We start from the raw sequence: 17,869 nt of genomic DNA, 5'->3' as shown, positions 1-17,869 counted from the left end.
GGCCCAGGCGGCGGTCGAAGGCGTCCCGCGGATCGGTGGGCCGGGGGGCCTCCCGCAGGGCGCGCGTGGAGAGCGGGTACTCGCCGCTCTCGGCGGCCTTGTCCAGGAACGACGGCCTGGGCGCGCCGGTCCCGCTCTCGTCGGCTCGGCGCTGTCGGGCCTCGTGCCGGCCCGGCGGGCCTCGTGCCGGCGGGCCTCGTGCCGGCGGGCCTCGGCGAAGGCATGCCCCTGGACGAACGCGAGGAGGGTCCGCCAGGCGTCGAGCATGTCGCCGGTGTCCAGTCCGTGGCCGTCCAGAAGGGCCAGGGTGGACTCCGTCATCGCCAGCGTGCCCGGCCCGAAGTCCTCGGCGTCGAGAGCGTGTCGGGCCAGCCAGGGGTGGCGCAGGGTCACCTGGCGGATCCGGTGGGCCGCTTCGGTGAGAGGTCGGCCTCCGCGCCCCCGCGCCGTCCCCACATCTGGAGCGCCACCATGGACACCACCGTCCCCGCCGCCGACTGTGATGTGCTGGTCGTCGGCGCCGGTCCGACCGGGCTCACCGCCGCCTGCGAACTCGCCCGACGCCGCGTCAGAGTCCGCGTCGTCAACAGGGCGGCGGCCCCCTTCACCGGCTCGCGCGGAAAGGGTCTCCAACCACGCAGCCTGGAAGTCCTGGACAGCCTCGGGGTGGCGGGGCGCCTGATCACCCTCGGCCGGTTCCGCATGCCGGTCCGATTCCACGACGCCGACGGCACCTTCCGGGACGTGGACCTCAGTGGCGGCGCCGAGCCGACGCCCGACAGTCCGTACGCGCGCACCCTGCTGATCCCGCAGTGGCGAGTGGAGGAGACCCTGCGCGAGCGCCTGGAGCAGTTGGGCACCACGGTGGAGTGGAACAGCCCGGTCGCCGATCTGGTGCGGCACACCGGCCATGTCGAGGTGGTGTCCGCCGACGGTGGGCGCGCCACGGCCCGTTATGTGATCGGCGCCGACGGCGGCTCCGGGGCGGTCCGGCGTCTGCTGGGTGTCGCGTTCCTCGGCGAGACCGACGAGGACGAGCGGATGCTGCTCGGCGATGTCCGGCTGGACGGCCTGGACCGCGACCACTGGCACATCTGGCAGGGCCCTCAGGGCGGTTCGGTCGCGCTGTGCCCGCTGCCGGCCATCGACACCTTCCAGATCCAGGCACCCGTCGCCCCCGGCGACACCGGCGCCCCGACCCTGGAGACCTTCCAGCGACTCGTGGACACGTTGATCGGGCCGGACGCGGTGCGGCTGCGCGAGGCGACATGACTCTCGCGCCGGCGGCTGAACGTCCGTATGGTCGACCGCTACCGCGTGGGCCGGGTCTTCCTCGCCGGGGACGCCGCACACGTCCGCTCCCCCGCCGGCGGCCAGGGCATGAACACCGGTGTCCAGGACGCCGTCAACATCGGCTGGAAGCCGGCCGCCGTGCTCCACGGCGCCGACGAGTCCCTCCTGGACACCTACCAGGCCGAGCGGCTTCCGGTGGCGGCGGCCGTACTCGGGCTGTCCTCCCGCCTCATGGGACAGGGCATCGGCGAGCACGGCGAGAGGACACCGAGCGGATGCTGCGGATGGGCCACACCTACCGTGGTGGGCCGCTCGCCCCCGCCGGGCCCGCCGGGGCGGAGGGGCCGACCGCCGGGGACCGCGCACCCGACGCTCCCTGCCACCGGGCCGACGGGCGGCGGGTGCGGCTGTTCGACCTGCGGCGCGGCGGGCACCGGACCCTCTACGGATTCGGGGTACGGCCCCGGCCACCGCACCCCGCGGTCCGCGCCGTGACCATCGACGGCGAGGTCGGCGGCGAGATCACCGACACCGGCGGCCTCGCCCGGCGGGCGTACGCCGCCACCGAGGGCGAGTGCGTCCTGGTCCGCCCCGACGGGCACATCGCCCTCCGCACTCACGATCAGGCGGCCATCGACGCCTACCTGCGCCCTGCCCTGCCTCCTTTCGCCCAGGGTCCTTCTGACGGATCTCCGTGGAAGAAGGAGCGGCGTCAGGGGGCACCTCCCAGCGGTAGCTGGGGGAGCGTGCTCTCGGCGTGCCGCGCGGAACCCTCGTAGCGGAGCTACTTGGGTTTTCGCGCGGTGGGGCGAGAGGGCGTACCGCGCGTCGCGACGCCGCGGAGATCCGTCAGAAGGACCCCAGACCGTGCGGGCAGCGCAGACCGCCCCGGTCAGCTCAGACGGCCCGATCGTCGTCGAAGGAGTCCAGGTGGGCGGTGAGGTCGTCGACGAAGCGCGCGAGCAGGCGGCCGAAGACCTCGCGGTCGTGGGGGCTCCAGGCGGCGAGGGCGTCGCTGAACCATCCGAGGACGGTCCGCATATAGCGGTCGGTCGCGGCCGCTCCCTCGGCGGTCGGCTCGATGAGCCGGGCGCGCTGGTCGTCCGGATCGGTGACCCGGTGGACCAGCCCCCGCCGCGCCAACTCGTTGATTTGCCGGGTCACATGGGGCCCGACGACCTGCATCCGCGCGGCGATCTCCCCCACGCGCAGTGGGGTGCCCGCCACATGCAGGGCGACCAGCACCGACATCGCGGGGCGGTCCACGGATACGCCGGCGGCCTCCATGGCGCGCTCGGTCACCCGGCCCCGGCTCACGGCACTGCTGAACTGCGTCAGACGGGGCAGCATGGCCAGCAGGTCGTGTTCACCGTCGCCGCCCTGCCCGGCCTCCGGTCCCTCGGCGGTCATGACCGGCCTCCACATCTACCTAAGTTAGGTATATAGTCTTCTCATCGACCCCGCACTTCCGGGGCTTTTCACGCCATGAAAAAGGATACCTGAGTTAGGTATGCGACCGGGCCCTCCCCGTGGGAGGGCCGGAGAGGAGCGCCCATGGGCGCCATGAACATCACGCCGCGGCGTACGGTCCTGGTCTCCGGCGCCAGCATCGCCGGTCCCGCGCTGGCCTACTGGCTCCGCCGGTACGGCTTCGCGGTCACCCTCGTCGAGAAGGCGGCCGCGCTGCGCGGTGGCGGCTACCCCATCGACATCCGCGGCACCGCGGTCGAGGTCGTCCGGCGGATGGGGGTGCTCCCCCGGCTCCGGGACGCCCACGTCGGCATCCGCCGGATCGCCTTCCTCGACGAGCGAGGCGATCCGATAGCCGCACTCCGGCCCGAGGCCATCTCCGGCGGCGAGGAGGGCCATGACCTCGAAATCCCGCGCGGAGAGCTGGCCGAGATCCTCTACGGCGCCATCCGCGACGACGTAGAGATCCTCTTCAACGACTCCATCGCCACCCTCCACGACCACGACGGCGGGGTGGACGTGGCCTTCCGCGGCGGCGCCCGGCGCACCTTCGACCTGGTCATCGGCGCCGATGGCATCCACTCGCACACCAGGAGCCTGGCCTTCGGCCCCGAGGAGGGTTACCACCGCTACCTCGACCACTGCTTCGCCGGGTTCACCATGCCCAACCACCTGGGGCTCGCGCACGAGGGGCTCACCTGGAACGTCCCGGGCCGGACCGCCGTCCTCTACGCGCCCCGCGACGACGACCGGGTCCACGCCTTCCTCAGCTTCCTGCGCCCCGAACCGCCCTTCGACGCCTTCCGCGACCCCACCGCCCAGCGCGGCCTCGTGGCCGAGGTGTTCTCCGGATACGGATGGGAGGTCCCGCGCATGGTCGCCGCCATGCGCGACAGCGACGACCTCTTCTTCGACGTGGTCAGCCAGATCCATATGCCACGGTGGTCCACGGGCCGGGTCGCCCTGGTCGGCGACGCCGCCTACGCGCCGTCGTTCTTCTCCGGCCAGGGCTCGAGTCTGGCGCTGGTCGGCGCGTACGTCCTCGCCGGTGAACTGGCCGCACACGCCCACCACGACGACGCCTTCGAGGGGTACGAGCGCACCCTGCGGTCGTTCGCCGAGCGGAACCAGGCCCTCGCCGGTGAAGGAAGCGCCGGCATTTCCCCTCGCACCGCCGAGGACCTGGCCCGGCGCAACGAGGCGCTGCGCGAGCCGTCCGCCGTGCTCGGCAGCGCCAGCTCCGGCCGGGACGTGCATTCGGCGCTGGCCCTCCCCGGCTACGACGGCTCCGACACCCCGTGAGGACGGCGCCGCGTCAGCCGGTGGCGCCGATGGCCGAGGTGGGGCCCGAGCCGGAGCTCACGATGGACGGCACCCGGTCGGCGGGGTCGAGGGAGTAGGAGTAGTACGCCTTCGGGTCGAACGCGGTGCCACCGCTCTCGTTGCGGCCGGAGGTGTTGACGAAGACGTTGCCGCGCTGGACCAGGGTGGCGGTGGCGTCCTTGATGACGGGGTTCTCGAAGCCCTGGAAGTAGCTGTTCTCCAGCACCATTCTGGTATTCCCCCGGGCGTAGTTGCCGTAGGAGGAGTTGATGTCCGTGCCGGGGTCGTCTTGCAGGTAGTTGTTGTAGAGATGTGCGTGGGCGATGTTGTCGGCGGACGGGTTGCGCTGCTCGCTCTCGCGGAACCAGTTGTGGTGGATCGTGATGTCGGCCGTGGTGTTCTCCGTCCAGCCGATTCCGAAGCTCTTGTTGTTCTGCTGGAGCCGGTTCCAGGACACCGTGAGGTAAGTGGTGTCCTTACGGCTGTCGATCAGCCCGTCGGCCATATGCCGCAGATCGTTGTGATCGATCCACACATGGTGGGCGCCGTCCATCTGGATGGCGTCCCAGTCGTGCTCCTTGTCGTTCCAGGTGCCCTCGTAGGAGTCGCGGATCGTCAGATTCCTGAGGATGACGTTGTGCACGCCCTGGCCCAGGAAGAACCCACCGCCCACGATCTGGCCCGACGTGCCCGAGCCCACGATCGTCTTGTCCGAGGCGACCTTGATCTCCTTGCCCTTGGGGTCCATGGTGATCGCCGCGGCCACGACGATGACGTACGGCTCGGGCGCGGTCGCGTACTTCTCGAGATCGGCGAGCGTGCGCACGGTGACCGTACGGCCGTCCCGGCCCCCGTACGTACCGTTCTGCCCCAGCGCGTCCACCGACGCGAAACCGTCGGCGACATCGGCTTTCCAGGACGCGGCGGCCATTCCCCGCCCGCCCTCGGCGAACGCCCCCTGCCCCGGCAGGGCGACCGCCCCGGCCAAGGCCAGAGCCCCGACGGCCGCCCCGAGCACACGGCGCCCACCGCGCCCCACCCCTCGACGTTCGGCTTCCATGGTCCCTCACTCCCACTGCTCGACGACTCCTGCCGTGCGACTGTCGCCACCGCGCACCAGGAGGTTGCCGGGGCGGGCCAAACGTCCGGTGGCGGATTCTCACCGTCTTGCCCACGCCACGACGCGCTGACAGACTCCGCCAGCAAGCGCTTACCGACGGACGCACCACACCCATGAGCCGCCCCGGAGGGAACAGTGAGCGAACACGGTCGCAGGCAGGTGCTACGGACCGGCCTCGGCGCGGTCGCCGGATCGACGGTGCTCGGCGCCATCGGCGGCGCCACCCCGGCCTCGGCAACACCACGGCCCGACGGGCCACTTGGGGCAGGTGGCGCGGTGACGCGAGGCGAGCCGGAGTCGACCCGGGCGGACCTGCCGTGGGTGGCCGACCTGGGCGACGGCCGGTATCAGAACCCGGTGCTCAACGCCGACTGGTCCGACCCCGACGCGATCCGGGTGGGCCCGTATTTCTATCTGGTGGCCTCCACCTTCAACCGCGTTCCAGGACTGCCCGTGCTGCGGTCGGCCGACCTGGTCAACTGGACCGTCATCGGACACGCCCTGACCGAGTTGCCGCCCAAGGACCACTTCAGCGAGCCCAGGCATGGCGAAGGGGTGTGGGCCCCGGCGCTGCGCCATCACGACGGCAAGTTCTGGATCTTCTATCCCGATCCCGACTTCGGGATCTTCGTGGTGACCGCCACCGACCCGCGAGGACCGTGGAGCACACCGCGTCCGGTCAAGCCGGGCAAGGGGCTGATCGACCCGTGTCCGCTGTGGGACGACGACGGGCAGGCGTATCTGGTCCACGCGTGGGCGAAGAGCCGCAGCGGCGTCAACAACCGGCTCACCCTGCACCGTATGAGCCCGGACGGGACCGCTCTGCTCGACGAGGGCCGGATCGTGATCAACGGCGATGACCTCCCCGGCTACACCACACTGGAGGGCCCGAAGCTCTACAAGCGGGACGGCTGGTACTGGATCTTCGCCCCGGCCGGAGGCGTCACCAACGGCTGGCAGTCGGCGTTCCGCTCCCGCTCCATCTGGGGCCCGTACGAGGACCGCATCGTGCTCGCCCAGGGCGACACCCCCGTCAACGGGCCGCACCAGGGCGCATGGGTGACCACCGAGGGCGGCGAGGACTGGTTCCTGCACTTCCAGGACCGCGGGGCCTACGGACGGGTGGTACACCTCCAGCCGATGCGGTGGCGCGCGGACGGCTGGCCGGTGATGGGCACCGACGACGGCAGCGGCCGGGGCGCGCCGGTACTGGTGCACACCAAGCCGCGGGTCAACGGGCGGACGGAGGTGACCGCACCGGCCACCAGCGACGACTTCACCGGGGCGGAGTTGGGGAAGCAGTGGATGTGGCAGGCGAACGCCGATCCGGCGTGGTGGTCACTGCGCCGCCTCCCGAGTCGGCTCGCGCTGGTCTGCCGTCCGAGCCCGGTCGCCCATGACCTCCGGCTGCTGCCCAATGTGCTGGGACAGCGGCTGCCCGCCGAGTCGTTCACCGCGACGACTTCGATGAAACTGTCCACCGCGACGGCGGGGTCCCGGGCCGGGCTGGTGGTCCTGGGCGAGACCTACGCCTGGGTGGGCCTGCGCCACGACGGTGACCGGATCGTCCTCGTATGCCGCACCGCGGCGCAGGACGCCACCGAGGTGGACGCCGTCACGCCGGTGCCACTGCGGAGGGGGCGTCCGGCCGTACGGCTCCGGGTGAGTGTGCGGCCGGGTGCGGTGTGCCAGTTCGCGGCCGACGTGGACGGACGGGGGTTCACACCGCTCGGGGCGCCGTTCCCGGCGACGGCGGGCAAGTGGATCGGGGCGACGCTGGGGCTCTTCGCCACCGGTCCGGCGACGGGCGGCGCGGGTGGCGTGGCGGCCAGTGGCACAGGTGGCATGGGGGCCAGTGGCACGGGCGGTGCGGCGGAGTTCGGCTGGTTCCGGGTGGGTCCGATTTCCTCGTAGGACTGCCCTTCAGGGAACGTCTGCGTGTTCGACAGCAACACGGGCACCGACGGTCCGGCCGTGATCAAGACGACCGGCGACTGGAGGGGCTCCCACCAGACCAGCATCGTCGGCAGCACGATCTTCAACAACGGCACCCGTCAGCCGGGCCACGATCACATCCAGGCCACCTGGGTCTTCAACGGACGGACGTACGACAGGTGCCTCCACTTCAACCCCGGCCCCGGTGACTACAAGTTGACCATCGGTGACCACGCCACCATCACCAGCCTCACCTGGCGCGGCGAATGCGATCTCTGAGCGGGCCGACTTCCCCTGCCCAGCCGGGCAGGGGAAGCGCTCAGAGGCCGTAGCGGCTCTTCAGATGGCGCCAGAAGTCACGGAGCATCCACTTGTCGAACTCCGTGATCTGCGTGGCGCTGCCCGCATTCATGAGGAAGCAGCACTGGCCGGTCGGGGTCCAGTCGTAGAAGTCGTCGAGGCCGAAGGTGTGGCCGACTTCATGCAGATAGATGTGGATGTTCTCCTGATTCAGCGCACCGGTGAAGTACTCCTGTCCCACGCGCTGGCCCCAGTCGCCACCGGCCCCGCCCTGGAACCCCTTGGTCAGCCACAGCGACTGGTCATAGTGGCGGGCCGCACCGCCGGGGCAGCGCGAGTAGTCGCCGTCCTGGTGGAAGAAGCGGCCGCAGTGGGGGGAACACTGCGGGGCGCCGTCGCCGTCGAGGTTTCCGGCGTAGATGTCGACCGAATTGTCGGTCCACTGGAGCGTCGAGCGGTTCTTCACCGCCCAGCCGACGATGTTGACCGGGACGTTGGTGTACGGCCAGGCGTTGTGACCCTTGCCGTTCTCCACCATCGCCGCCGTCCACTTGGCGAACTGCTTCTTCAGCGCGGCGTGGATCTGGTCACGCAGTGCGGCGCTGACCGGGGCGTCGGACTCCCAGCGGACGCAGTAGTTGACGCTTCCCCTGTTGGCCATGACCTGGTCCCAGCCGTAGTTGCGGAAGCCGTAGAGATCCGGATAGGTCGACTCGACATGGTTCCACACCTCGCCCAGCGGCTGTACGAGGTTCGCGGGCGGGTTCCAGTCGTCGGCGACCCGCGACGGGGCGGCCGTCGCGACACCGGGCGCGGCGACCAGCGCGGCCAAGGCGGCCAGCACGGTGGCCAGGCGCGCGAGGAATGAGCGCACTGTGAACTCCCTTGGATAGCTGACAGGTTGTCAGCCTCAGGTCGCCGCCACCACCGCATCGGTTGCCGTCGTGTGTGACCCTCGGGGAGCATCGGAACGGACCTGAGCGGTGAGCGCGGCGGCCACGAACGACGCGACCAGCGGCCGGCGGTCCTGCTCGTTCCAGGCGAGCACGAGGCGGCTGGGCGGCGCGTCGGTCACCGGGACGCAGACCAGGCCGTCCGGGGCCGGTTCGACCAACGAGCGGGGCAGCACCCCGATCATCCGGCTCACCGTGATCATGTGGAGCATCTGGACCACGTCGGCGACCTCGGGCCCGGTGCCGTCGCCTCCGGGGACCCCTTTCCAGCGCGGCAGCGTCTCGCCCTCCAGATCGGACAGGTGTACCGCGGCGCGCCCGGCCAGTCGGTGCCCTGACGGGACGATGACCACGCGGTCCTCGGTGTGCAGCGTCTCGTGGGCCAGGCCGTCGAGATCGTCGAACGGCGCGTAGAGCAGGCCGACATCGGCCCGGCCGTCGCGCAGGAAGTCGGAGCGGTCGGCGGGGCCGCTGAACAGGATGTCCACCCGGCGGGCGTCGGGCTGGTGGGCGTACCCGGCCAGGATCCCGGACAGCAGACCGGCGTCGCCACCGGGCTTGATCACGAGCCGCAGATGGGCCTGGGTGTCCCCGGCGCGCCGGGCGTTCCGGACGGCGGCGCCGACCGCGTTGAGCGCATGCCGCCCGTGTTCCCGCAACGCTTCCCCGGCCGGGGTGAGCTCGACGCGCCGGCTGGAGCGGAGGAACAGCGGGACACCGAGCCGGGTCTCGATCCGCCGGATCGCCTTCGACAGCGCCGGCTGGGCGATCGAGAGCCGGACGGCGGCCCGGCCGAAGTGCAGTTCGTCGGCGACCGCCAGGAAGTACTCGAGCTCGCGGGTCTCCAGTTCGATCATGCCTCCAGGTTATCGCCGGATTCCGAACCGGTCTTGGACACCGGCGGCGTACGACCCCAAGAATCGAGGCATGATCTACCACACGATGATCGTCTCCTTCGATCAGCCGCCTCACGAGACCGAACTCGACCAATACCTTACGGACATCGAACGAGTCATGCTCGACTCCGGTCTTGTACGGTCGGTGGTGACCCGGCGCCACCTTCCCATCCCCGGCGAGGAGGCCATTCCGGCGCTGATCGCGACCGCGATCGTGCAGGTGGCCGTGGCCGACACCGAGGCGCTGGCAAAGGCGTTCACCGCGCCCGGTATGCACGAGGTCATCGAGCACTGGCAGTCGCGGCACCCGTACAAGGTCGCCTGGGCGAACCACGAGCCGCTGGTATGAGCGACATGACCCGGAAGGTGGGTCTGGTCACCGGCGCCGGCAGTGGGATCGGCCGCGCGACGGCGCTGGAGTTCGCCCGGTCCGGCGCCGCGGTCGCCGTGCTCGACATCGACGAGAGCACGGCGGCCGAGACCACCGAAATGATCAGGAAGGACGGCGGGGAAGCGCTGTCCGGCGCCGTCGACATCGCCGACGAACACTCCGTGCGGGCGGCCGTCGAGCGCACGGTCGCGGCCTACGGTGGACTCGATTTCGCCGTGAACAACGCCGGTCTGGCCTCGCACCACCGGCAGCTCGACCGGATGCCCCTGGACGAGTTCGAGCGCGTGGTCCACGTCAACCTGGCCGGCACCTTCCTGTGCATGAAGTACGAGCTGCCACTGCTCGAAGGCGGCGGCGCGATCGTCAACATCGCCTCCAACGGCGGCCTGTACGCGATCCCGTCCGCTCCCGCCTACGTGGCCGCCAAGCACGGCATCGTCGGGCTCACCAAGGTCGCCGCGGTCGACTACGCGCCGCGCGACATCCGGGTCAACGCCGTGTGCCCCGGCCCGACCCGCACTCCCGGGCTCGAGAGGGTGGCGGAGGGCACCGACATGCTCGCCATGCAGGAGGCGATCACACCGCTCGGCCGACTGGCCACCCCTCAGGAGGCCGCGGCCGCGGCGGTCTGGCTCTGCTCGGACGCCGCGTCCTACGTCACCGGGATCGCGCTGTCGGTCGACGGCGGGCGGCGGGCATAGGAGTGGCCGAGGAGCACATGGCCACCGAGGCGTTCCCGCGCGCCGCGCAGGGCATGGACGTCGCGCCGGGCAACGGCTCCCGCACGGCGGGGACGTCGCGCCGGACGACGGCTCCCGCACGGCGGGGACGTCATGTCGGGCGACGGCTCCGTGGCGTGCGGCCCGCTCACACCGGCCGGGTGGCCACCACCAACCGGCAGCGCGGGCTGCCGTCCGCCCGGCGGCCGAGGTCCTCCAGCGGGCGCAGTTCGACCTCGAACCCGGCCCCGATCAGCTCCTTCCACACATCCCCGAGCCGAAAGGTCCGGTAGTACATCACAAAGGGCGGCCGCCACACCGCGTTGCGCACCCGCATCGCGGTGTCGAACGCCAGGAGCGACCAGTAGGGCCGGGACCCCGGGCGGGCCGGTGCCACGATCGGGAAGGCGAACCGGCCGCCCGGGCGGAGTACGGAGTGGACCTGGGCGAAGAGCCCGGGCCGCTCGCGCGGCAGGAAATGGCCGAACGCCCCGAAGCTCACCGCCAGGTCGAAGACCGGCCCGAACGGGAGGCTGCGCGCGTCGGCGCGTACCCAGTCCGTGCGCGGGGTGTCCGGCACCGCCCGCGCCCGAGCCCGGCCCACGGCCAGCATGCCCGCGCTGAAGTCGACGCCGGTGATCCGCTCCCGGCACACCTGGCGCAGCACACCCATGCCCGCACCGGTTCCGCAGCACACGTCGAGGCCACTGCCGAAGGGCCCGAGCGGGCGCAGGACGCCGGTCACGGAGTCCAGCACCGAGGCCGATGTCCGGTACCCGGTGTGGTCGAACTTCGGGGACAGCAGATCGTAGCCGCGCTCGACGGAGGACAGCGCCTGGACGACGAGTGCACGGAAGGTGGGGCCCTGGCCCTGAGGTGCGGACATCGCGCTCAGCATAGAGCCCACCGGGGCAGTCGGCCTGTCGAACTTGTGGACAGCGCGGCGGTGGCGTGCCGTGATGCGCGACAACGACGTCAGGCACCACCCGTCTTCCTCGGCACCCCACCGACAGGAGCCGCACGATGCCCCTCGACCGACGTCGCGATGTGGCACCACCGCCGCACCGGCGAGGCGTTCCTCCTCGACCTCGTCCTCCACGGCCAACAGCGCCCAGGTGGTGCAGTACGACGACAACGGAACCGATGACCATCTGTGGCAGTGACCATCTGTGGCGGCTGATGTGATCGGGGCCTGAGCGGGCCGGGCGGAGGCCGTGGCCACCACGATGAATCGGACCCGGCGGTGATCCGGCCCCGGCGATTATCCGTTGGAACGTGTCAGGAATGGCCCTGTGGGGCGGCCGGGGGCGGATCTAGCGTGATGAACCGTCGCCGCGCCGGGCGGCCAGCGTTCCGTCACCCCAGGAAGTTCTTCCGCATGATCCAATACATCGCTCCCGTCTTCATCGGTGTCCTCTACGCGCTCCTGATGTCCCTGATCCGCGAACCCCACCGCCGGCGCTTCAACGCGATCATGGTGGGCGGAGCGGGCGCCGCCTACCTCAGCGGCGGCGGCCTGGACGGCTGGGAGTTCGCCTTCACCGTGGTCGCCACCTATGTGGCCTACCGTGGCCTGGAGTCGTGGACCTTCATCGGCGTCGGCTGGCTGCTGCACACCGCGTGGGACATCGTGCACCACATCAAGGGCAACCCCATCGTCCCCTTCGCCCATGGCTCGTCGCTGGGCTGTGCGATCTGCGATCCGGTCATCGCGCTGTGGTGCTTCCGGGGCGGCCCGTCGCTGCTCCGGTTCTTCCGCAAGGGACAGCCCGAGGAACCGGCCGCCCCTGCCCTGCCCGACGCCCTGTCCGCCGGGCGGGCGGCGGGGAACGGATGAGGGCATCGGCGCCGGGCCACCCGCCCGGCGCCATCCCTCCATCTCCTGTTCAGCCCCCGGCGCGGACCGGTTCGGCGGCCGGGCCGGTCCAGGCCCGCCATATGGTGTGCCAGCCGTCGGGGCCGTCCCCACGGACACCGGGTCCCGCCCAGGCGATATAGCCGTCGGGGCGGACCAGCAGGGCGGGGCCGGAGTCGGTGCGCTCGGCCTGGGCCACCGTGGTGTCGACACGTGACCCGCCCCTCTCGCGGATCAGCAGAAAGCCACCGGACCGCTGCTGTTCGGTCAACCGGCCTTCAGCGAGGGGGACTTCGGTAGCGCGGGTGCCCACCAGCGCGTTTCGGCGCCGTCCGCGCGGATAGCGCAGGGTGACGCCGGTGAAGCTTCCGGCGATGGTGTCGCGCACCCGGCCGACGCCCAGCAGGGCCGGGGCCAGATGGTCGCGCAGCCACCGCGCCGGGCGCGGCCCGAGGGTGACGGCTCGCATCATGGCACCGCTCTGGAACAGGACACGGCGGCCGACGGGGTGGCGCTCCCGGTGGTAGGTGTCCAGGATGGCCGGGTCGGCGCCGCCGAGGGCGAGGTCGAGTTTCCAGGCGAGGTTGGCCGCGTCCTGGATACCGGTGTTCATGCCCTGGCCGCCCATCGGGGAGTGCACGTGGGCGGCGTCCCCGGCGAGGAAGACCCGGCCGTGCCGGTAGGAGCGGACCTGGCGTTCCTCGCAGTGGAACCGGGAGTGCCAGCCGATCTCACGGACCCCGACGTCGCGCCCCATGGCCTCGGCCAGTACCCGGGTGACCTCCGCCTCCTCCACGGCTGCGCTGTCGGGCAGTTGGTGGCGGCGGTCCCAGGTCATCGACCGGTACCAGCCGGGGCGCGCCTTCCCGTACGGCACGAGGAAGCCGAAGACCTCGGGGGTGTTGCCCAGGGTGAGCCCGTTTCCCGCCGGGCCGTCGGTGAGGCGGACATCGGCCAGCACCACGGAGGTCAGGACCGTCTTGCCGGGGAAGTCGGCGCCGAGGAGGTCGCGGACGGTGCTGTGTGCCCCGTCCGCCCCCACGACGTATTGGGCTCGCCACGTGGAGGCGGGTCCGCCGCCGTTGGGGCGGGCGGTGACGGTGACCGCGTCGGCGTCCTGTACGAGGCCGGTGACCTCGATGCCGCGCAGCACCTGGGCGCCCTGGTCGCGGGCGTAGCGTTCGAGCGCCTGGTCCACGTTGGTCTGCGGCCTGATCATCCCGTATCGGTGGCGGGAGGGCAGATGTGTCAGGTCGAGCGTGGCGCCCGCGAACAGGTGGACGGCTTCGGTGGTGTTCGCCTCGGCCAGGAGACCGTCGGCCAGACCGCGGCTGTCGAGGACTTCCAGGGTGCGGGGCATGGTGACGAAGGCACGGCTGGACGGATGGATCGCCGGCCGGCGTTCCAGCACGGTGACCGCGCGTCCGGCCCGCGCCAGATCCCCGGCCAGGGTCATTCCGGTCGGCCCACCGCCGACGACGAGCACATCCGTGGGGTGGAGGTCCGGGTTCGCCTCCTCGTCGGGCCGGGCCGGGGCCGTCACCGCGTCTCCCTCGGGCCGTGGGCGGCTTCGGGGCGGGCGGCGTTCCCGGGGTTCTTCACCGCGGTCTCCTCGAGGTCGCGGGGGATGTCGAGGGGCACGGCGGAAGCCGGGTCGGGGTAGTGGCGACGGATGTCGTCGGGGGTGGCCGCGGCGGAGTGGTTGAAGATGAACCGCGCCTGGGGCAGCGCGGTGTGGACGAGGTTGACGATGGATTCGAAGAGCAGCGTGTTGCCGCGGTGAGCCGCACCCCGGCGCCGATGAGAACCGCGTCGTAGCGCTTGCGGCCGAGCGTGGCGCGGAGGGTGTCGAGAGCGGTCTCCCCGAAGTCGATCTGACATCCGTCCGCCTCGTATCCGGCGTCGCGCAGCAGGGCGAGGTTGTCGTCGTTGGCGGCGCGCAACCTCTCCCGAGTCAGACCCTCGAAGGCGGCGAACTCCGGCGCCTCGTAGTCGATGGCATCGGGGTGGAGCCCGATCTGGATGGCTGAGACGCTCATGGCGATGGATGCCTTCCGTGGTGAAGTGCGTCGGCGCAGGGGGAAGTTGGGGCTGCGGCGCCGAACCGGGCCGTCCGGCCGGGGCGTTCCGCTTCCCCTCCACGGTGGCGGGCCCATAGGTATCGTGTCCAACGATGATGTGTGCTGTGCGGCATCGCGAGTGGAGATGGCAGTGGAGCTCCGGCAGCTGGCGTACTTCGTCGCGGTGGCCGAGGAGCGCAGCTTCACCCGCGGCGCCCAGCGGGAACACGTCGTCCAGTCGGCGGCCTCCGCCGCCGTGGCCCGGCTCGAGCAGGAGTTCCGGACCGCGCTCTTCGACCGCTCGCACCGCACCCTGGAACTGACCGCCGCGGGGCGCACACTGCTGGCGCGGGCCCGGGTCCTGCTCGCGGAGGCGCAGCGGGCGCGCGATGACATGGGCCGTCTCACCGGGGGGCTCAGCGGTACGGTCACGCTCGGGACGGTCCTGTCCACCGGCTCGTTCGACCTGATCGGGGCGCTGAGCGCGTTTCAGGCCGAGCATCCCGATGTCGTGGTGCGGCTGCGCCACTCGACCGGTCCGCTGGCCGGGCACGCCACCGCCCTGCGCGAGGGCAGGTTCGACCTCATGCTGCTGCCCGTACCCCCGCACGGCCCCGCCGTCCTCGGCCCGGATCTGATCATCGATGATGTGGCGCGGATACGCCTCGGGCTGGCCTGCCGCGCCGACGACCCCCTCGCCGAGACCCACGGCGTGACCTACGCCGACCTCGCCGACCGCCGCTTCATCGACTTCCCCACGGGGTGGGGCGACCGCACCATCGTCGACAGCCTCTTCGGCACCGCGGGGGTCCAGCGCACCGTGGCACTGGAGGTCGTGGACACCACCACCGCCCTGACCATGGTCCGGCGGCGTCTCGGGCTCGCCTTCGTGGCCGAGGAGACCATCGCCTCGCAGCCCGGCCTCACCCAGGTCGATCTCGCCGATCCGCCGCCGCTCCACGGTCTCGGCCTCACCGCCTCGCGCAACCATCCCGCGTCCGAAGCGGGCCGCGCCCTGCGCCGGACCCTGCTCGCCGCGCGCTGACCGCGGCGTCGCAGCCGAAGGTCTCACCGTCGCTCCCGTTGTGGCCGCATGCCGCGCATTGACGGAGTGAGTACTCACTCCGTACCGTGTCCCACATGACAGAGAAGGCAGAGAACCCCTCCACCCCGCCCCGCCGCCGCGCACCGGCCATGGATCCCGATCAGCGCCGCGCGATGATCGTCGCCGCGGCGCTCCCCCTCGTCGTCGAATACGGCGCCTCCGTGACGACCGCGAAGATCGCCCGGGCCGCGGGCATCGGCGAAGGCACGATCTTCCGGGTCTTCGAGGACAAGGACGCCCTGCTCGCGGCCTGTATGGCCGAGGCCGTACGGCCCGATGACACCGTGGCCCATCTGGAGTCGATCGCCCTGGACCAGCCGCTGGCGGACCGGCTCGCCGAGGCGGCCGATGTGGTGCGTGGGCACATGGGCCGCATCGGCGCGGTCGCCGGAGCGCTCGCGGCGGCCGGGCGGCTTGAGCGCATGGCGCCCAAGCCCGGCAAGGACGGCCGCCTCCCGGACCGCGAGGCGAGCCTGGTCCGGCCGCGCGCGGCGCTGGCCGCGCTGTTCGAACCCGACCGGGACCGCCTGCGGCTCGCCCCGGAACGGCTCGCCGACGCCTTCCAGCTGACGCTGATGTCGGCCGGGCGCCTCGGCGCCCCCGACCCGCTGACCACCGAGGAAGTCGTGGACCTGTTCCTGCACGGCGCGCTCGCGGCGCCCGGGGAGGCCCGGTGACCGGACCCGACGCGTACGAAGCGCTCCCGCCACGCCGCCGGACCCTGGTCACCCTCGCCCTGCTGGGCTGTGCCTTCCTGGCCATGCTGGACGGCACCGTGGTCGGCACCGCGCTGCCCCGCATCGTCGAGCAGATCGGCGGAGGGGACACCTGGTACGTCTGGCTCGTCACCGCCTATCTGCTGACCTCATCGGTCAGCGTGCCGGTCTACGGCCGGTTCTCCGACCTCCACGGCCGCCGCCGGCTGCTGATCGGCGGGCTCGCCGTCTTCCTGGCCGGCTCCATCGCCTGCGCCCTGTCCGCCTCGATGCCCGCCCTGATCCTCTCCCGCGCGCTCCAGGGCCTGGGCGCGGGATCCCTGCTGACCCTCGGCATGGCACTGGTCCGCGACCTCCATCCGCCGTCCCGCCCCCAAGGGCTGATCCGGATGCAGACGGCGATGGCCGCCATGATGATCCTGGGCATGGTGGGCGGCCCGCTCCTCGGCGGGTTGATCGCCGACCACATCGGCTGGCGCTGGGCGTTCTGGCTCAACCTCCCGCTCGGGCTGGCCGCGGGCGCCGTCATCGCCCTGGCCCTGCCCGACCGCCGTCCCGCCACCCCGCCGTCCGGCCGGCTCGACGTGGCGGGGATCCTCCTGCTCGCTGCCGGGCTCTCCCTCGCGCTGACCGGCCTCAGCCTCAAGGGGAACGCGACCGCCGGACACGCGCCCTCCTGGACGGACCCGGCCGTGCTGGGCTGTCTGCTCGGCGGTCTGGCGCTGCTCGCCACGCTCATACCGGTCGAGCGGCGGGCCGCCGTCCCCGTCCTGCCCCTGCGGCTGTTCCGGCACCGCACCTACACCGCCCTGCTGACCGCCGGCTTCTTCTTCCAGGTCGCCGCGCTGCCGGTGGGGATCTTCCTGCCGCTGTACTTCCAGCACATCCGCGGCCACTCGGCCACCGCCTCCGGTCTGCTGCTGCTCCCCCTGCTCATCGGCATGACCCTGGGCAACCGGCTCACCGCCGCCACCGTGCTGCACAGCGGGCACGTCAAACCGATCCTCCTGATCGGCGCGGGGCTGCTCACCGCCGGTACCGCCGCCTTCGTCGCCCTGCGGGCCACGACGCCCCTCGCGCTGACGTCCGTCCTGCTGCTGCTCGTCGGACTCGGCGCCGGACCGGCCATGGGCGGGCTCACCATCGCCACCCAGAACGCCGTTCCGCGTGCCGACATGGGCACCGCTACAGCGGGCTCCGCGCTCACCAAGCAGCTCGGTGGCGCGGTCGGCCTGGCCGGCGCCCAGTCCCTGATCGGCCACTCCGGCGCGGCCGCGCCCACCGCCACGGCCATCGGCTCCACCGTCGCCTGGAGCGGCGGCGCGGCCGGGCTCCTCGCCCTCGGGGCGCTGCTCCTCATGCGGGACATCCCCATCGCCACGGCCGGGAAGCGCCCCGGCGCGCCCACTCCCGCGTCCGCCGTCCCCGCGAAGGCCGATCGGCGCGCTTGACCTCAAGCGCTTCACGTATCGGATGCTCGTCCTATGACAGCGACGAGGACAGAGGTCCGGGGCTCCCGATGACCGTCCAGCAGGCGACCGGACCATCAGCTTCCTGTGGATCGCCCGGGTGCCGGCCGAGCCCGTGCCGCCCCGACGTCCATCGGTGTTCCACCGCCATGGGTTCCCTGGCGGGGGCGGTAAGGTCGGCGGCATGGAGTGATGACCCGGCACACCGATCCGTATGAACACCGCCGTCAGAGCCCGTGCTCCGGCGTGTGTTCGGTGTGCCCG

At 71.8% G+C, this 17,869-nt stretch carries 16 protein-coding genes and 3 pseudogenes; 11 read left to right on the top strand and 8 right to left on the bottom strand.

Annotation, left to right across the window (positions count from 1 at the left end):
- Positions 1–219: 219 nt before the first annotated feature.
- Positions 220–393 (bottom strand): annotated as a pseudogene (locus ACMTAK_RS46875) (TetR/AcrR family transcriptional regulator C-terminal domain-containing protein); the annotation flags it as partial.
- 78 nt (positions 394–471) lie between these two features.
- On the opposite strand from ACMTAK_RS46875, the pseudogene ACMTAK_RS46870 reads away from it, so the two are divergent.
- Positions 472–1,446, top strand: a pseudogene (locus ACMTAK_RS46870) (FAD-dependent monooxygenase); the annotation flags it as partial.
- 122 nt (positions 1,447–1,568) lie between these two features.
- Positions 1,569–2,072 carry an aromatic-ring hydroxylase C-terminal domain-containing protein gene (locus ACMTAK_RS46865; RefSeq protein ID WP_413811804.1) on the top strand — a complete coding sequence of 168 codons (504 nt, stop codon included), beginning with the start codon at positions 1,569–1,571 and terminating at the stop codon, positions 2,070–2,072.
- 118 nt (positions 2,073–2,190) lie between these two features.
- Here the strand turns inward: ACMTAK_RS46865 and ACMTAK_RS46860 are convergent, their stop codons facing one another.
- Entirely contained in the window at positions 2,191–2,703 is a 513-nt protein-coding gene (locus ACMTAK_RS46860; RefSeq protein WP_413811803.1) for a MarR family winged helix-turn-helix transcriptional regulator, read from the bottom strand.
- Positions 2,704–2,856: 153 nt separating this feature from the next.
- Here ACMTAK_RS46860 and ACMTAK_RS46855 point away from each other — a divergent pair, with 153 nt between their 5' ends.
- A complete protein-coding gene (locus ACMTAK_RS46855; protein ID WP_413813207.1) occupies positions 2,857–4,065 on the top strand; it encodes an FAD-dependent monooxygenase in 1,209 nt (402 codons plus the stop codon).
- Between the two features lie 19 nt (positions 4,066–4,084).
- Here ACMTAK_RS46855 and ACMTAK_RS46850 read toward each other — a convergent pair.
- A pseudogene (locus ACMTAK_RS46850) lies at positions 4,085–5,146 on the bottom strand (pectate lyase family protein); the annotation flags it as partial.
- A 390-nt stretch (positions 5,147–5,536) separates the two neighbouring features.
- Here ACMTAK_RS46850 and ACMTAK_RS46845 point away from each other — a divergent pair.
- Together ACMTAK_RS46845 and ACMTAK_RS46840 are read left to right on the top strand one after the other, a co-directional pair.
- The gene (locus ACMTAK_RS46845; RefSeq protein WP_413813206.1) at positions 5,537–7,120 is read left to right on the top strand and encodes a glycoside hydrolase family 43 protein; all 1,584 of its coding nucleotides are present in this window, start codon (positions 5,537–5,539) and stop codon (positions 7,118–7,120) included.
- Between the two features lie 24 nt (positions 7,121–7,144).
- On the top strand, positions 7,145–7,420 hold the full coding sequence (locus ACMTAK_RS46840; RefSeq protein ID WP_413811802.1) for a hypothetical protein: 276 nt from the start codon (positions 7,145–7,147) through the stop codon (positions 7,418–7,420).
- 40 nt (positions 7,421–7,460) lie between these two features.
- Here the strand turns inward: ACMTAK_RS46840 and ACMTAK_RS46835 are convergent, their stop codons facing one another.
- Positions 7,461–8,315 (bottom strand): hypothetical protein, encoded by an 855-nt coding sequence (locus ACMTAK_RS46835; protein WP_413811801.1) that lies wholly within the window; start codon positions 8,313–8,315, stop codon positions 7,461–7,463.
- Between the two features lie 36 nt (positions 8,316–8,351).
- Positions 8,352–9,251, bottom strand: a complete 900-nt coding sequence (locus ACMTAK_RS46830; RefSeq protein ID WP_413811800.1) for a LysR family transcriptional regulator — start codon at positions 9,249–9,251, stop codon at positions 8,352–8,354.
- A gap of 70 nt (positions 9,252–9,321) precedes the next feature.
- Here ACMTAK_RS46830 and ACMTAK_RS46825 point away from each other — a divergent pair, with 70 nt between their 5' ends.
- The gene (locus tag ACMTAK_RS46825) at positions 9,322–9,639 is read left to right on the top strand and encodes a hypothetical protein (protein WP_044579669.1); all 318 of its coding nucleotides are present in this window, start codon (positions 9,322–9,324) and stop codon (positions 9,637–9,639) included.
- Positions 9,636–10,382: an SDR family NAD(P)-dependent oxidoreductase gene (locus ACMTAK_RS46820; protein WP_413811799.1), complete on the top strand. Its 747-nt coding sequence runs from the start codon at positions 9,636–9,638 to the stop codon at positions 10,380–10,382. The genes ACMTAK_RS46825 and ACMTAK_RS46820 overlap by 4 nt, the downstream gene beginning before the upstream one ends.
- A 166-nt stretch (positions 10,383–10,548) precedes the next feature.
- Here ACMTAK_RS46820 and ACMTAK_RS46815 read toward each other — a convergent pair whose 3' ends face one another.
- A complete protein-coding gene (locus ACMTAK_RS46815; protein WP_413811798.1) occupies positions 10,549–11,286 on the bottom strand; it encodes a class I SAM-dependent methyltransferase in 738 nt (245 codons plus the stop codon).
- A 495-nt stretch (positions 11,287–11,781) separates the two neighbouring features.
- Here ACMTAK_RS46815 and ACMTAK_RS46810 point away from each other — a divergent pair, with 495 nt between their 5' ends.
- Complete coding sequence (locus ACMTAK_RS46810) at positions 11,782–12,237, top strand: DUF6010 family protein (protein WP_413813205.1); 456 nt, start codon at positions 11,782–11,784, stop codon at positions 12,235–12,237.
- 49 nt (positions 12,238–12,286) lie between these two features.
- On the opposite strand, the gene ACMTAK_RS46805 is transcribed toward ACMTAK_RS46810, so the two are convergent.
- Together ACMTAK_RS46805 and ACMTAK_RS46800 are read right to left on the bottom strand one after the other, a co-directional pair.
- Entirely contained in the window at positions 12,287–13,798 is a 1,512-nt protein-coding gene (locus ACMTAK_RS46805; protein ID WP_413811797.1) for an FAD-dependent oxidoreductase, read from the bottom strand.
- Entirely contained in the window at positions 13,795–14,136 is a 342-nt protein-coding gene (locus tag ACMTAK_RS46800) for a hypothetical protein (protein WP_413811796.1), read from the bottom strand. The genes ACMTAK_RS46805 and ACMTAK_RS46800 overlap by 4 nt, the downstream gene beginning before the upstream one ends.
- Before the next feature lie 324 nt (positions 14,137–14,460).
- Between ACMTAK_RS46800 and ACMTAK_RS46795 the strand changes: the two genes are divergently transcribed.
- The 3 genes from ACMTAK_RS46795 to ACMTAK_RS46785 all read left to right on the top strand — a co-directional run bounded on the left by ACMTAK_RS46795 (position 14,461) and on the right by ACMTAK_RS46785 (position 17,587).
- Positions 14,461–15,360 carry a LysR family transcriptional regulator gene (locus tag ACMTAK_RS46795; RefSeq protein WP_413811795.1) on the top strand — a complete coding sequence of 300 codons (900 nt, stop codon included), beginning with the start codon at positions 14,461–14,463 and terminating at the stop codon, positions 15,358–15,360.
- 95 nt (positions 15,361–15,455) lie between these two features.
- Positions 15,456–16,097 carry a TetR/AcrR family transcriptional regulator gene (locus tag ACMTAK_RS46790; protein WP_413099226.1) on the top strand — a complete coding sequence of 214 codons (642 nt, stop codon included), beginning with the start codon at positions 15,456–15,458 and terminating at the stop codon, positions 16,095–16,097.
- Positions 16,094–17,587 (top strand): MFS transporter, encoded by a 1,494-nt coding sequence (locus tag ACMTAK_RS46785; protein ID WP_413811794.1) that lies wholly within the window; start codon positions 16,094–16,096, stop codon positions 17,585–17,587. Before ACMTAK_RS46790 ends, ACMTAK_RS46785 begins: the two co-directional genes overlap by 4 nt.
- Positions 17,588–17,869 lie beyond the last annotated feature (282 nt).

This window comes from Streptomyces lacaronensis (assembly GCF_047337785.1).
GTDB classification, from domain to species: domain Bacteria; phylum Actinomycetota; class Actinomycetes; order Streptomycetales; family Streptomycetaceae; genus Streptomyces; species Streptomyces lycopersici.
This window is presented reverse-complemented; position numbering and strand designations above follow the sequence as displayed.

Excerpts from the sequence above, each read along its gene's own strand:
- ACMTAK_RS46795 (WP_413811795.1), top strand. The coding sequence starts at position 14,461 with ATGGCAGTGGAGCTCCGGCAGCTGGCGTACTTCGTCGCGGTGGCCGAG.
- ACMTAK_RS46790 (WP_413099226.1), top strand. The coding sequence starts at position 15,456 with ATGACAGAGAAGGCAGAGAACCCCTCCACCCCGCCCCGCCGCCGCGCA.
- ACMTAK_RS46865 (WP_413811804.1), top strand. The coding sequence starts at position 1,569 with ATGCTGCGGATGGGCCACACCTACCGTGGTGGGCCGCTCGCCCCCGCC.
- ACMTAK_RS46855 (WP_413813207.1), top strand. The coding sequence starts at position 2,857 with ATGAACATCACGCCGCGGCGTACGGTCCTGGTCTCCGGCGCCAGCATC.
- ACMTAK_RS46815 (WP_413811798.1), bottom strand. The coding sequence starts at position 11,286 with ATGTCCGCACCTCAGGGCCAGGGCCCCACCTTCCGTGCACTCGTCGTC.
- ACMTAK_RS46825 (WP_044579669.1), top strand. The coding sequence starts at position 9,322 with ATGATCTACCACACGATGATCGTCTCCTTCGATCAGCCGCCTCACGAG.
- ACMTAK_RS46820 (WP_413811799.1), top strand. The coding sequence starts at position 9,636 with ATGAGCGACATGACCCGGAAGGTGGGTCTGGTCACCGGCGCCGGCAGT.
- ACMTAK_RS46830 (WP_413811800.1), bottom strand. The coding sequence starts at position 9,251 with ATGATCGAACTGGAGACCCGCGAGCTCGAGTACTTCCTGGCGGTCGCC.
- ACMTAK_RS46860 (WP_413811803.1), bottom strand. The coding sequence starts at position 2,703 with ATGACCGCCGAGGGACCGGAGGCCGGGCAGGGCGGCGACGGTGAACAC.
- ACMTAK_RS46800 (WP_413811796.1), bottom strand. The coding sequence starts at position 14,136 with ATGTCAGATCGACTTCGGGGAGACCGCTCTCGACACCCTCCGCGCCAC.